Origin of the sequence: Streptomyces sp. NPDC050448 (assembly GCF_040655295.1) — a bacterium.
GTDB lineage: Bacteria > Actinomycetota > Actinomycetes > Streptomycetales > Streptomycetaceae > Streptomyces.
On sequence record NZ_JBFAJR010000002.1, the window covers coordinates 374,877 to 389,279 of the forward strand.

The 14,403-nt window shown below is 70.1% G+C and carries 11 protein-coding genes; 9 read left to right on the plus strand and 2 right to left on the minus strand.

From position 1 onward, the window contains the following. Positions 1-62 precede the first annotated feature (62 nt). Complete coding sequence (locus AB0I68_RS04525; RefSeq protein WP_363175672.1) at positions 63-1,598, minus strand: ricin-type beta-trefoil lectin domain protein; 1,536 nt, start codon at positions 1,596-1,598, stop codon at positions 63-65. A gap of 105 nt (positions 1,599-1,703) precedes the next feature. Between AB0I68_RS04525 and AB0I68_RS04530 the strand changes: the two genes are divergently transcribed. The 4 genes from AB0I68_RS04530 to AB0I68_RS04545 all read left to right on the plus strand — a co-directional run bounded on the left by AB0I68_RS04530 (position 1,704) and on the right by AB0I68_RS04545 (position 8,215). Continuing rightward, positions 1,704-3,119 carry a class II fumarate hydratase gene (locus tag AB0I68_RS04530; RefSeq protein WP_363175673.1) on the plus strand — a complete coding sequence of 472 codons (1,416 nt, stop codon included), beginning with the start codon at positions 1,704-1,706 and terminating at the stop codon, positions 3,117-3,119. A 132-nt stretch (positions 3,120-3,251) separates the two neighbouring features. Next, positions 3,252-3,947, plus strand: coding sequence for a DUF402 domain-containing protein (locus tag AB0I68_RS04535; RefSeq protein WP_363175674.1), 696 nt, complete (start codon positions 3,252-3,254; stop codon positions 3,945-3,947). Between the two features lie 498 nt (positions 3,948-4,445). After that, entirely contained in the window at positions 4,446-6,698 is a 2,253-nt protein-coding gene (locus AB0I68_RS04540) for a SpoIIE family protein phosphatase (RefSeq protein WP_363175754.1), read from the plus strand. Between the two features lie 53 nt (positions 6,699-6,751). Further along, positions 6,752-8,215, plus strand: a complete 1,464-nt coding sequence (locus tag AB0I68_RS04545) for a catalase (RefSeq protein WP_363175675.1) — start codon at positions 6,752-6,754, stop codon at positions 8,213-8,215. Positions 8,216-8,296: 81 nt separating this feature from the next. Here AB0I68_RS04545 and AB0I68_RS04550 read toward each other — a convergent pair whose 3' ends face one another. Then, on the minus strand, positions 8,297-10,543 hold the full coding sequence (locus AB0I68_RS04550; protein ID WP_363175676.1) for a transglycosylase domain-containing protein: 2,247 nt from the start codon (positions 10,541-10,543) through the stop codon (positions 8,297-8,299). A gap of 229 nt (positions 10,544-10,772) precedes the next feature. Here AB0I68_RS04550 and AB0I68_RS04555 point away from each other — a divergent pair, with 229 nt between their 5' ends. The 5 genes from AB0I68_RS04555 (at position 10,773) to AB0I68_RS04575 (ending at position 13,877) form a co-directional block, all read left to right on the plus strand. Then, a complete protein-coding gene (locus tag AB0I68_RS04555; RefSeq protein WP_363175677.1) occupies positions 10,773-11,684 on the plus strand; it encodes an SPFH domain-containing protein in 912 nt (303 codons plus the stop codon). Next, entirely contained in the window at positions 11,681-11,956 is a 276-nt protein-coding gene (locus AB0I68_RS04560) for a hypothetical protein (RefSeq protein ID WP_363175678.1), read from the plus strand. Before AB0I68_RS04555 ends, AB0I68_RS04560 begins: the two co-directional genes overlap by 4 nt. Before the next feature lie 1,169 nt (positions 11,957-13,125). Then, positions 13,126-13,278 (plus strand): hypothetical protein, encoded by a 153-nt coding sequence (locus tag AB0I68_RS04565; protein WP_363175679.1) that lies wholly within the window; start codon positions 13,126-13,128, stop codon positions 13,276-13,278. A 6-nt stretch (positions 13,279-13,284) separates the two neighbouring features. Then, entirely contained in the window at positions 13,285-13,374 is a 90-nt protein-coding gene (locus tag AB0I68_RS04570; RefSeq protein WP_363175680.1) for a winged helix-turn-helix domain-containing protein, read from the plus strand. A gap of 77 nt (positions 13,375-13,451) precedes the next feature. Beyond that, entirely contained in the window at positions 13,452-13,877 is a 426-nt protein-coding gene (locus AB0I68_RS04575; protein ID WP_363175755.1) for a transposase, read from the plus strand. Positions 13,878-14,403 lie beyond the last annotated feature (526 nt).

Here is a 14,403-nt window from a genome sequence, read left to right on the forward strand (position 1 = left end):
TTTGGAGACACCCGGCCGGGGTGCGCCGGCCGGGTGTGGGGGCGCGTCGAGCGGGGCGGTTGCTAGACGAAGCGCTGGTTGGCCGAGCCGTTGCAGGTCTGCAGGCGCAGCTGGTCGTGGGCGGCGGCCACGGTCAGGCACATGCCCGGGGCGGCCGCGGGGTGGAGGGTGGCGCCGTCGCGGACCCACTGCTGGTTGGCGCCGCCGTGGCAGTTCCAGATGATCAGGCCGGTGCCGGCGCCGTAGTTGGCGCCCGGGGCGTCCAGGCAGCGGTCGTGGGTGAGCTCGATGTGGACGGACTTCTTCGCGGAGTCGTACCACCAGCCCTGGTTGCGGCCGCCGTGGCAGTCCCAGCCGATGACCTTGGTCTCATTGGCGCTGGAGCCGCCGTTGGAGTCGAGGCAGTTGCCGGTCGCCTCGTTCCTCAGCGGCTTGTACAGGTCGTCCCAGGCCCCGGCCTGCAGGACGGGCGTACCGGTGCTCGCCGGGTCGGCGCAGGAGCCCTCGCGCAGGCCGGAGTCGTAGAGCTGGGTCAGGCAGGACGCGAACGCGCCGTGACCCCGGTAGTTGGGGTGGAAGGACTGGCGGGCGGTGTTCTCGTCCCACGGGAAGTGGTCCCCGAGGTCCAGGTAGAGGCCGCGGGCCCAGGTGTCCTCCATGCACACCTCGTGGCCCTGGAAGAGCCGCGAGTTGTCCAGGTACGTGGCGCCCGAGGCCAGGGCGGCCGCGCGCATGCCCTTCTCGAAGGTGGGCACCGCGTAGTTGCGGCCCCAGGCTGCGTCGGAGTCGTAGCCGGCGCAGCCTCCGGGGAGCTTGCCGGGGAAGTTCGGGTTGTCGTAGAAGTCGGGGCCGATGGGGCTGGGGTAACCCATCACGACGAGCTTGTAGTCGGAGTCGGCGTAGCCCGCGTCGCGCATGACCGTCTTGAGGTCGGCGAGGGTGGACTCGACCTTGGGCTTCAGGCCGTCGACGCGCGCCTGCCAGCCCGGGCCGTACTTGGGCTCGCAGGTGCCCTGGCTGAGCACCCAGCGGGTGACGCAGTCGGTCATGACCGGGCCGAACTGCAGGTCGTCGTTGGCGCCGGCGACGAGCAGCACCATCTTGATCTTCGTGTTGCGCGCCTTGACGGCCAGGTTGTCGCTCTGCACGAGCTCGTCGGCGTACTGCTTGCTGCCGCCTATCCGGATATTGCCGGTGTACGCGCCGGAACAGGCCACGTTGAAGGTCAGGTCGGCCGGGATGCCGGTGCGGTGGATCGCGGTGTCGGGCGAGCGGTGGCACTGGTTGGCCGAGGTGTTCGTCGCGGGGTCGTAGTTGCCGACGCCCTCGCCCGAGATCTCGCTGTCGCCGAGCGAGATCAGCCCGGTCTTGCGCTCGTTCAGGGGCCGGATGGCCGGGTCGCCGTAGATCTTGACGGCCTCCGCTGCGCGGACTGCCTCCAGTTCGGGCGACAGCGGGGTGACGGCCCCGGCGGTCGTGGCGGTCGTGGCCGCGTGGGCCATGGGGGTGACGGCGGTGACGCCCCCGAGGGCGGCCGCGATCGCCGCGGCCGCGGCGAAGGTAAATCTGAGCCTGGGTTTCGTACGTACATGTGTCATGACGCCTCCCGACGCTGGTGTTACCCCCGGTATTTACTGGCCGGTAGGGGAGTTGGGAACACTTCGAACAAGACAATTGCTCAACTTTTTGAGGAGGCCATGAAGATGACGAACGATCAGCAGGCCCATGGACCGGCGGGCGCGTACCGGACCGAGCACGACTCGATGGGCGAGGTACGGGTGCCCGCGCACGCCAAATGGCGAGCTCAGACCCAGCGCGCGGTGGAGAACTTCCCCGTCTCCGGGCAGCGCCTGGAGCGTGCCCACATCGCGGCGCTCGCCCTGGTCAAGGCCGCGGCCGCCGCGGTGAACGCGAGGCTGGGGGTGGTCGACGAGGACATCGCCGACGCGATCCGGTCCGCCGCCGCAGAGGTGGCCGAGGGCCGCTGGGACGAGCACTTCCCGGTCGACGTGTTCCAGACCGGGTCCGGGACCTCGTCCAACATGAACACCAACGAGGTGATCGCCACCCTGGCCGGCGAGCGGCTCGGCCGCGAAGTCCACCCGAACGACCACGTCAACGCCTCGCAGAGCTCCAACGACGTGTTCCCGTCCTCCATCCACATCGCCGCGACCGCCGCCGTCACCCGCGAGCTGATCCCGGCCCTGGAGCACCTCGCCGCCGCCCTCGAGCGCAAGTCCGCCGAGTTCGCCGAGGTGGTCAAGGCGGGCCGGACGCACCTGATGGACGCCACCCCGGTGACCCTGGGCCAGGAGTTCGGCGGGTACGCCGCACAGGTGCGCTACGGCGTCGAGCGGCTGCGGGCGGCCCTGCCCCGGCTGGCCGAGCTGCCGCTGGGCGGGACCGCGGTGGGCACCGGGATCAACACCCCGCCCGGGTTCTCCGCCGCCGTGATCGCCGAGGTGGCCTCCGCGACCGGGCTGCCGCTGACCGAGGCCCGCAACCACTTCGAGGCCCAGGGGGCGCGGGACGCGCTGGTGGAGACCTCGGGAATGCTCCGTACGATCGCCGTCTCGCTGACCAAGATCTCCAACGATCTGCGCTGGATGGCCTCGGGGCCGCGCACGGGATTGGCCGAAATCAATCTCCCCGATCTCCAGCCGGGCTCCTCGATCATGCCCGGGAAGGTCAATCCGGTGGTCCCGGAGGCCGTGCTCATGGTCGCCGCACAGGTGACCGGGAACGACACGACCGTCGCGGTGGCGGGCGCGGCGGGCAATTTCGAGCTCAATGTGATGCTCCCGGTGATGGCGAAGAACCTCCTGGAATCGATCCGGCTGCTCGTCAGCGCGAGCCGCCTGCTGGCCGACCGCACGGTCGACGGGATCACCGCCAACGAGGCGCGGGCCAGGGAGTTCGCCGAGTCCTCCCCCTCCGTGGTGACCCCGCTGAACCGGTACATCGGCTACGAGGAGGCGGCCAAGGTCGCCAAGAGGGCACTCGCCGAGCGGAAGACGATCAGGGAGGTCGTACTCGAGTCCGGCTACGTCGACCGCGGCGACCTGACCCTCGAGCAACTGGACGAGGCCCTCGACGTCCTGCGGATGACCCGGCCCTGAAAACGTCTCCGGGCTGGGGGTCCCCCCTTGCGGAGTCAAGGGGGAGGGCCGGATTCGGTCGTTTCCCGTCCCCGCGCACCTCCGTGACCTGCACCGCAGCGGGCGCGGGGGCCCCAGCCCTAAGATCTGCGCATGACAGGTACCGGAGGCCGCGGGGGCGGCGACGCGCAGGGCACCCGCTGGCGGCCCGGGGAGCAGATCCTCTGGCGCTACCGCGACCACGCCCCGGGCCTGAAGGGCGCGGTCCACATCTGCCGCCCGGTGACCGTGGTGCAGGACACCGACGAGCTGCTGGCGGTGTGGATGGCCCCCGGCACCGAATGCGTCAAGCCGGTGCTGGCCGACGGCACCCCCGTCCACGCGGAGCCGCTCGCCACCCGGTACACCGCGCCGCGCACCACCGTACGGTCGCGCTGGTTCGGCGCCGGCGTGCTGAAGCTGGCCCGGCCCGGGGACTCGTGGTCGGTGTGGCTGTTCTGGGAGCACGGCTGGCGCTTCAAGAGCTGGTACGTGAACCTCGAGGAGCCGCGGACGCGGTGGTCCGGCGGGGTCGACTCCGTGGACCACTTCCTGGACATCTCCGTCTACCCGGACCGCACGTGGAAGTGGCGGGACGAGGACGAGTTCGCGCAGGCCCGGCGGTCCGGTCTGCTGGACGCGGAACAGGCCCGCCGGGTGCAGGTCGCGGGGCGGGCGGCGGTGGACGTGATCAAGGCGTGGGGGGCTCCGTTCTCCGACGGCTGGCAGGACTGGCGGCCGGATCCCGCCTGGGGAGTTCCGGTCCTTCCCGAGGACTGGGACCGCACTCCGGCGCATACGACCTCATGAGACCCTTGATGCGCCCCCGGGGTTCAAACGTAAGATCTGCCTCCGCGGGTCGCGCGCGGGAAGGGCGTTCGGCCGCACATCGGTAAATGTCGTGCCGTACGCGGGACTTGACCGGAGGTCAACGCAGAGCGAGAGGTAACGAGGGGGACGCGGTACCGCGAGGTGATGGTGTCTCCGCCGCTGAACGGGTATACCGCGACTGACCGAGTTGAGTGCAGCGCACATCGAGCGCAAACGGACGGAATTCCACGCGTGACGGAGTACCCCACCTCGCAGGAGGGCTCGCAGCCTGCCGCGGCCGCCGCGACACCGGCCCCGGGCGGCTCCGGCATGCCCGCCGCCTCCGGCGGCCCGGCGGAGGAACTGGGCCACGGCAAGGCCCCCGTCCCCGCAGCCGAGGCCGTACGCGGCTCGGCCGCGCCCGGCGACGATCCCGTCCGCGCGCACGCGGAAGCCGCCGGCCGGGGCTCGGACGTCCCGCGCCCGCGCGGCGAGGGCCTGCCCGCCCCGCAGGACGGCACGCCCCGTCCGGGCCGCGGCCGCACGCGCGGCTCCGCGGCGCAGGGCGCGGCCGGCCGCCGCGGCCGCGACGGAGAAGCCGCACGCAATGCCGCGCGCGACACCGCAGCGGGCGGATCGCGACGGCGCGACGGCGAAGCCGCACGGAACGCCGCGCACGCGGCAGCCGCCCATGACGAGGACCCGGCCGGCGCAGCCCCGCCCGTCGGGCGGGCCCACGAAGGCGGGGCCGCGGCCGGCGCTGCCGGGCAGGGCACCGCGGCCGGCGGAGCAGCGGGCACCGGCCGGGCGGACCAGGGCCAGGGCCAGGGCCAAGGCCAGGGCGTCGCGGCCAGCGAGGGTGCGGCCGCCGGGCGGGCGTACCAGGGCCAGGACACTGGTACGGCGGACACCGCCGCCGGGACGGCCGACACGGCCGCCGGGGCCGGGCAGGCCACCGGCGGCGGGCAGGCGCTGATCGGCGGGGACGGCGGGCTGGCACGGCGCGAGGGGGACCGGCTGCGGTTCGTCGGGGCCGCCACCCGGCGGATCGCCCGCGGCATCGACCTCGACGAGATCGTGCTCGGACTGTGCCGGGCCACCGTGCCGACCTTCTCGGACGCCATCCTCGTCTACCTTCGGGATCCCCTGCCGGTCGGCGACGAGCGTCCCCTCGGCCCGGTCGTTTTAAGGCTGCGCCGCACCGACCGGCTGCGGCCGATCGACGACCTGACCGGAGCCGAGGGCGTCGGGGCCGCGGGGGTCGCCGGCGAGCTCGACTTCAGCCAGTTGCCGATGGTCGGCCCGCAGGGTGACCTGCCCGCGGCCGAGCTGTGCGAGATCCGCCCCGGCGGGGCGCTCGCCGAGGTGCTGCGCGGCGTACGGCCCGTCTTCGGGTCCGCCGCCGGGGCCAAGGACGCGCTGCCGGAGCTGCTCGGCTCGGAGCACCCCGTACCGCGCGGCCAGCGGGCCATCCTCGCGCCGCTGCGCGGCCGCCGCCGCGTCATCGGCGCCGCGGTGTTCCTGCGCAGCCCCGAGCGGCCCGCGTTCGAGCAGAACGACCTCCTGGTCGCCGCCCAGCTGGCCACCCACACCGCGCTCGGCATCGACAAGGCGGTCCTGTACGGCCGCGAGGCGTACATCGCCGACGAGCTCCAGCGCACCATGCTCCCCGACAGCCTCCCCCAGCCCACCGGGGTCCGGCTGGCCTCGCGCTACCTGCCCGCCGCCGAGACGGCCCGGGTCGGCGGCGACTGGTACGACGCCATACCGCTGCCCGGCAGCCGGGTCGCGCTCGTCGTCGGCGACGTCATGGGCCACTCCATGACCTCCGCCGCGATCATGGGCCAGCTCCGCACCACCGCCCAGACCCTGGCCCAGCTGGACCTGCCGCCCGCCGAGGTCCTGCACCACCTCGACGAGCAGGCGCAGCGCCTCGGCTCCGACCGGATGGCCACCTGCCTGTACGCGGTCTACGACCCCGTCTCGCACCGGATCACCATCGCCAACGCCGGCCACCCGCCGCCCGTGCTCCTGCACCTCGGCGGCCGCGCCGAGGTGCTCCGCGTGCCCCCCGGCGCGCCCATCGGCGTCGGTGGCGTGGACTTCGAGGCCGTGGAGCTGGACGCGCCCGCCGGGGCCACCCTGCTGCTGTACACCGACGGCCTGGTGGAGTCCCGGCTGCGCGACGTGTGGACCGGCATCGAGCAGCTCCGCGAGCGGCTCGCCACCACGGCCCAGCTGACCGGCCTGGACCACCCGCCGCCGCTGGAGGCGCTCTGCGACGACGTCCTGGACATGCTCGGCCCGGGCGACCGGGACGACGACATCGCGCTGCTCGCGGCCCGGTTCGACGGGATCGCGCCCAGTGACGTCGCGTACTGGTTCCTGGACCCGGAGGAGACCGCTCCGGGCCGGGCCCGCCGGTTCGCCCGCCGCGCGCTGACCCGGTGGGGTCTGGAGGAGCTCCAGGACTCGCTGGAACTGCTGGTCAGCGAGGTGGTCACCAATGCCGTCCGGTACGCGGAGCGGCCGGTGACCCTGCGCCTGCTGCGGACGGACGTACTGCGCTGCGAGGTCGGCGACGACTCCCCGCAGCTGCCGCGCCAGCGCCGGGCCCGGGACACCGACGAGGGCGGCCGCGGGCTGTTCCTGGTCAACCGGATGGCCCGCCGCTGGGGCGCCACCCGGCTGAGCAGCGGAAAGGTGGTCTGGTTCGAACTCCCGTTGCCGGGGGCGCATGATCGGCGTTGACTGGGTAGGCGCGGGAGGAGCGGCGAACCGACCGACCCCGCGGGAGGACGCTCGTGACCCAGGATGCGCAGAAGATCCCGTACACGACGAACAATGCCGGGATCCCGGTGGAGAGCGACGCGCACTCGCTCACCGTCGGCCCCGACGGCCCGATCCTGCTCCAGGACCACTACCTGATCGAGAAGATGGCCCAGTTCAACCGGGAACGGGTCCCCGAGCGGGTGGTGCACGCCAAGGGCGCGGGCGCCTACGGCGTCTTCCAAGTGACCAACGACGTCGGCCAGTTCACCAAGGCCGACCTGTTCCAGCCGGGCCGCAGGACCGAGATGCTGGCCCGTTTCTCGACGGTCGCCGGAGAGCAGGGCTCCCCGGACACCTGGCGGGACCCGCGCGGATTCGCCCTGAAGTTCTATACGAACCAAGGCAATTACGACCTGGTCGGGAACAACACACCGGTCTTCTTCGTGCGTGACCCGAGCAAGTTCCAGGACTTCATCCGCTCGCAGAAGCGCCGCCCCGACAACGGGCTGCGCGACCACGACATGCAGTGGGACTTCTGGACCCTGTCGCCGGAGTCCGCGCACATGGTGACGTGGCTGATGGGCGACCGGGGCATCCCGAGGTCGTACCGGCACATGAACGGCTACGGCTCGCACACCTACCTGTGGGTCAACGGCGGTGGCGAGAGGTTCTGGGTGAAGTACCACCTGAAGACCGACCAGGGCATCGGGTTCCTCACCCAGGCCGACGCCGACCGGATCGCCGGCGAGGACCCGGACAACCACCGGCGCGACCTGTACGAGTCGATCGTGCGCGGCGAGCCGCCGAGCTGGACGATGTACGTCCAGGTCATGCCGTTCGAGGACGCCCCGGACTACCGGTTCAACCCGTTCGACCTGACCAAGGTGTGGCCGCACGGCGACCACCCGCTGATCGAGGTCGGCCGGATGACCCTGGACCGGAACCCGGACGACTACTTCATCCACATCGAGCAGGCCGCCTTCGAGCCCTCCAACCTGGTGCCGGGCATCGGCCCGTCGCCGGACAGGATGCTGCTGGGCCGGCTGTTCTCGTACCCGGACACGCACCGCCACCGGATCGGGGCGAACTACGCCCAGCTCCCGCCGAACCGGTCCCGCTCGCTGGTCTCCTCGTACGCGAAGGACGGCGCGATGCGCTTCGAGCCGTCGGCCGCGGCGCGCCCGTACGCGCCGAACTCGTACGGCGGCCCGGCGGCCGACACCGTCCGGTTCGGCGAGCCGGCCGGCTGGGCCGCGGCGGGCGAGATGGTGCGGGAGGCGTACTCTCTGCGCAGCGAGGACGACGACTGGGGCCAGCCGGGCACGCTGGTCCGGCAGGTGCTGGACGACGCGGCCCGCGACCGCCTCGTGGCGAACGCCAGCGGGCACCTGAAGGACGGGGTCAGTGCCCCGGTGCTGGAGCGCGCCTTCCGGTACTGGCGCAATGTCGACAAGTCGCTCGGCGACCGGATCGCCGCAGCGGTCCAGGGCGGCTGAGGCCGCACGGCCCGGGAAACACCGCCGCCCCGCAGCGTGGATGCTGCGGGGCGGCGGTGCGTCAGGGACCGTGCGGTCGCGCTACGGAAGCGTGATCGGCGGACTCTTGCTGGGGTCCGGGCTCTTCGACGGGTCCGGGCTCTTGCTGGGGTCCGGGCTCTTCGACGGGCTCTTGGACGGGTTCGGCGAACTCTTGCCGGGGTCCGGGGAGTTCGACACCGACGGGCTGCTCGACGCGCCCGGGCTGGAGGAGCTCGTCGAGCTCGACGGGGAGCTGCTGCGGGTCGGCGCCTGCGAGGGGCCCATGTCCGCCTCGGAGAGGTCGAACTCGCCGGTGTCCACGCCCTGCAGGGCGGCCAGGGTGTACGCGTGCCAGATCTGCGCCGGGAAGCTGGAGCCGCCTGCACGGCCCTTGCCCGCGGTACCGGTGAGGGTGACCTGCTTGTGGCTGGCCGGATCCTCTCCGAACATCGCGACGACGGTGACCAGTTCCGGGGTGTACCCGGTGAACCAGGCCGCCACGTTGGACTCGGTGGTGCCGGTCTTGCCCGCCGCCTGGTAGGCGTCGCTCTTCACAGCATTGCCCGAGCCGTCTTCGACCACGCCGGTGAGCACCTTGGTGACGGTGTCGGCAGTCTTACGACTGACGGCCTGACCGCCGATGGCGCTGCCGGGCTTGTACTCGGCGTCCTTGTGCTCGGCGTTCTTGACGATCGCCGGCGTTACCTTCTTGCCGTGGTTGTCGAAGGTGGCGTAGACGCCTGCCATCTCCACCGTGTTGGCGCTCATGGTGCCGAGAGACATGGCCGGCTTGTCCTCGGGCCAGCCGTCGCGGTCCTTCATGCCGAGGGCAAGGGCCTGCTTCTTCGCTCTGGCCGGCTTGGCATCGACGATCATCTGGGCGTAGACGGAGTTCACGGAGGAATTGGTGGCCGCCTGGACGGTGAGCATCGGGTCGCCGTAGCTGTGGTCGTCCTGGTTCTGCGGGGCGAACGGGACCGAGCTGCCCACGACGGGGCGCCTGCTGGTGCCGTCGTAGAGCGCGTTCGGCGTGATCTTACGGCCGTCCTGGGTGGTTGCGCCGGTCTCCAGAGCAGTGGCCAGCACGATCGGCTTGAAGGTCGAGCCCGGCTGGAAGTCCGTGCGCAGCGCGTTGCTCTCGTACTTGTCGTTCAAGCCAGTGCCGCCGTACATCGCCACGATCGCGCCGGTTTTGGGGTCCACCGAGGTGGCGCCGGCCTGAACGCTCTGGTCCTGGGGCCTTTCCTGGACGTTCTTGCGGTCGAGCTGGGACTCCAGCTTGTCCTGGACCGCCTTCTCCAGGGCGACCTGCTTCTTCTTGTCGATGTTGAGCGTGAACGTCCAACCGCCGGCCGCGATCTGCTCGTCCTTGATGCCGTGCGCGTTCAGTTCGGCGTTGGCAGCCTGGATCAGGTAGCCCTTCTGCCCGTCCATGCCCGGGGCGGGCTTGGGCTTGATGGGCTCCTGGAACTGGATCGTCTTGCGCTTGGCGGGGTCCAGCTTGCCCATCTCGACCATGTTGTCGAGGACGGCGTTGAAGCGGACCATCACGAGGTGCTTGCCGTTGGGGCCCGCGGTCGCCCAGTCGTACTGGCTCGGGGCCTGGATGACGGCCGCGAGGTAGGCGCCCTGCGCCAGCGTCAGCTTGTCGGCATCCACGCCGTAGAAGGCCTGGGCCGCGGCCTGGATGCCGTAGGCGTTGCGGCCGTAGAAGTTGGTGTTCAGATAACCGGCGAGGATCTCGTTCTTGTCCATGCGCTGGTCGACCTTGATGGCGATCACCAGCTCCCGGAGCTTGCGGGTCGCCGACTGGTCCTGGGTCAGGTAGTAGTTCTTGACGTACTGCTGGGTGATCGTGGAACCGCCGGCCGTGCCCTTGCCGCGGACCGTGTTGAAGAGGCCGCGGGCCACGCCCATGACGTCGACGCCGCTGTCCTGGTAGAAGGACTTGTTCTCGATCGCGATGAAGGCGGTCTGGACTTCCTCGGGGATCTTGCCGATCGCCACGATCTCGCGATTCGTCTTGCCCGTGCGGGCCATGATCGAGCCGTCGGCGTACTCGTAGGTGTTGCTCTGGAGCACCGCATCGGTGCGGGGGTCCGGCGGGTCCACCAGGAAGTACAGGACGACCGCACCGCCCATCATGAGCAGGATCACCCCGAAGAACGCGCCGAGGATCTTCTTCCACGTGAAGAAGCGGCGTATGCCGGTCCGCTTGCCGGCACGCCCCTTCCCGGTGGCGCGCCCGCGCGGCGCCCGCCGCGCACTACTGCGCTGCTGCGCCTTTCGCGCTTCTGCTCGGCCCATCGCTCCCGCTCCGCTCGTTTCCCCCCCGACGTCAGCTCAGAAAGCTAACACCGCAGGTTGTGACAAAGGTTGGCCAAGCATGGCCAATACCGGTCAATTCGGACGTGAGAATCAGCACCCACATCAAGGGAACCGACGCGCGGCAAGCCCATAGGGTTGCGGCAGCCCAAAAAAGTGATATCACTTTGCTAAGCGGCTCGACCGGCCGCGACCAAGCGAATCGGGGCAGATGATGACGAAGTCGGCAGCGATAGCCGCAGATGTACGGGAGTTCACGGCGACCAGCGTGGGCGGCGGACTGGCCTTGCTGCTGGGGCTGTTGGGGGTCCTGGGCGGGGCGGGCCTGATCGCCCTCGGCGCGAACACGGACGGCGGCGGGGCCCAGGCGTCGCTGATCGTGCCCGGCATCCTGCTGATCCTCGCCTCGGTCGTCGCGATGAGCGGGCTGAACACGGTGGCCCCGGGCGAGGCCCGCGTGGTCCAGCTGTTCGGCCGGTACCGGGGGACGATCCGTACGGACGGCCTGCGCTGGGTCAACCCGCTGACCTCGCGGGAGACGATCTCCACCCGGGTCCGCAACCACGAGACGGCCGTCCTGAAGGTCAACGACGCGTACGGCAACCCGATCGAGCTGGCGGCCGTCGTGGTGTGGCGGGTGGAGGACACCGCGCGGGCGACGTTCGAGGTGGACGACTTCACCCAGTTCGTCGAGACGCAGACCGAGGCGGCGGTCCGGCACATCGCGATCGAGTACCCGTACGACTCGCACGAGGAGGGCGGGCTGTCGCTGCGCGGCAACGCCGAGGAGATCACCGAGAAGCTGGCGCTCGAGCTGCACGAGCGGGTGGCGGCGGCCGGCGTCCGGATCATCGAGTCCCGGTTCACGCATCTCGCGTACGCTCCGGAGATCGCCTCCGCGATGCTCCAGCGCCAGCAGGCGGGCGCGGTCGTGGCGGCCCGCACGCAGATCGTCGAAGGAGCGGTCGGCATGGTCGAACTGGCCCTGACCCGCCTGGCGGAGCAGGACATCGTGGAGCTGGACCCGGAACGCAAGGCCGCCATGGTCTCGAACCTGATGGTGGTCCTCTGCGGCGACCGGGCGGCCCAGCCGGTCGTCAACACGGGCACGCTCTACCAGTGAGCCCCGCCGGCGAGCCGCAGCACCCGGAACCGGGCCAAGGCCGGGGCCAGGAACGGCCTGCGCGCGCGGGGCGCCAGGCGCGCAAGCAGGTGCTGCTGCGGCTCGACCCGCAGGTGTACGACGCCCTCGCGCGCTGGGCGGGCGAGGAACTGCGCAGCGCCAACGCGCAGATCGAGTTCCTGCTGCGGCGGGCCCTGTCCGAGACGGGCCGCCTGCCGGGCGGCGCCGCCCCGATCCCGCCGCGCGGGCGCCCTCCGAAACCATCCAGCTAACCGGAAATCTCCTCGAAAGCAAACCAATTCTCAACGAGTCGCGAAGTCGCCGATGGCGGGACGTTCTCAACCAGCCATAAAACACAATACCAGCCAAACGAGTTGACACTCAGCTACGCAGAGGCCACAGTTGATGACTATCGAAAACAAATTCGATAGTCATCACGGGGGGAAATAGCATTGCCTATCTCAAAAACGCTGGCTGGATTCATTGCCATCGCCACCACGACTACGGCGGCCATAGGACTCGCCGCCCCGCAAGCTGTCGCAGCGGGATCCACACTCTGTGGGCCTGGGTACACGATGACGTACTCCGCACGACTTCCTGATGCGGCTAGCCGTTATGGAACCGTCTTCACGTACCAGAAGACCGATTCCGAGGGGCACGTGGACACCTGCGCCATCTTTGACAACAACCGCGCCGGCGCAATGTACATGAAGCTGAAGCTCTGCCCGGATCAAACTTCACGCCCTTGCTCCACAGATGAGGGTAAATTTACGCAGTATGCGGGACCCGTACGCGTCATAAACGCGGGCGTCTGTCCAACACTTACGGCGATCATGAAGTTCGACTCAGGCGCAACGGCAATCGACCGGGTATTCATGGTCCCGCCCTGCGACTGATCGTGCCCCGTGAATATGCCGGGTGCTTGGGGTGATCAAAGGGTCACCGACTCCCCGGCTGCTTAGACTGCAGGTATCACCCGGCGCAGCCCGGGACCGATTCTTCGGCGGCGGCGACCCGGGCTTTGGCCTGAGTCGCCGCCGGAATTTCCCAGAGGCCGAACGATGACGACCGGCGCATGCGCAAGAAGCCTCGTCGTCGGCTTCCAAGCTTCATTCCGCTCAGGATCTGACCAATCCCGCCTTCCTGTTAAGCCGCTCAAATCGCCAGACCCGAACTCGTCGGCACCCAATCGATATCCGGGTCGCCCTGTTGGGGGTAGCCGGCTGCGGCCGGAACAAAGGGGGACGCGCGGCATCTGTCGCCGTCGGCGCAGGAGGCCCTGCGGCTGCGGGCGGTGGCCGCGTTGGTGGCGGGGCGGGACCGTGACGACGTGGCGGCGGTCTTCGGGGTGTCGCTGAAGGCGGTCGACACGTGGTGGGCAAAGTGACAGGCCGGCGGGTGGGAAGCGCTGGTCATGCGGCCTCGCGGCAAACCGGTCGGGGTGCATCAGCTGCTCGGGGAAGCGGAGCAGGCCGCTGTGCGGCAGGCGGTCCTCGATCACCGGCCCTGCGACGTGGGGCTGAGCGGGCAGTTGTGGACGCGGCGGCTGGCGGGCGAGCTGATCGCGAGGCTGTACCGGCTGCGGCTGACCTAACCGGGGGTGGGCAAGTACCTGAGGCGGTGGGGGCTGTCCTTCCAGCGTCCGGACAAGCGGGCCGTGGAGCAGGACCCGGGGGCCGTGCGCCGCTGACACGAGGAGACCTGGCCGGCGATCTGGGCGAAGGCGAAGAAGGACGGCGGCGAGGTCCTGTCGCCGACCAGGTCGGCATCCGCTCGGACCAGGTCACCGGCCGCACATGGGGAGAGAAGGGGAAGACTCCCGTCGTGCGGCGGACTGGCAATCGGTTCTCGGTGAACGCGATGTCGGCGATCAGTGCCAAGGGCCGGATGTACTTGATGGTCTTCACCGAGAGCTTCACCGCCGAGGTGATGTGCCGCTTCCTGGAGCGGCTCGTCGGCCACTTCGACCGCAAGGGCCATCTCGTGGTCGACGGGCACTCCGCCCACCGCTCCAAGAAGGTCTGCGACTGGCTCGCTGCCCACCCCGACGACGTCGAGCTGCACTTCCTGCCCAGGCCGAACTCGCCGCCGAGACCCGTCGCTTCTTCCGCAGACGCCAGCGTCAGCCACACATCGTCCGCGGCTACTTCGGCGACCCGCATGTCCGCTACGTCCTGGACGAGAACTCCATGAGTTTCTGATCAATAGCTGTCATGAAGTGAAATTGCTTCTGCTGATTGACCGTCAGTGCGGGCGCAAGCAAGAAAGATGGCGCGTTCAGGGGGAGTTCGGACCTTGGTCCGATGACCCGGGGGTGACGTGTTTCGCCGTGTCGCTTGGACGGCCTTGGCGGGGCGTGTCTGACGTCTGCTTCAGTGTTGCGTCAATTCCTCTTTGTCTCTCACGGCTTCCACTTCCACTGAATGCGCCCGAAAGGGCAATTTTGGTGAAACTTTGCATGCGGACGAGCTCCGCTTCGCACATCGCGCTCCCTTCCTCGGAACGTAGCGGCCCAGTTGCGTGAGCTGACGCGCCGCAGCGCCCGCGGAGGTACGAGATCGCCGGCCCTGTCCGGTACCACCGCAGGCTCCTTCGCAGGCGTGCCGAGCAGACCGCCGACGATCCCATCACCGGCCGGTTCACCGCCTACCGCGACGACCTGACCATCGCCGCCACCGCCCCGGAGCAGGCGCACCGAACGGAGACAGCCGGGGCCGTC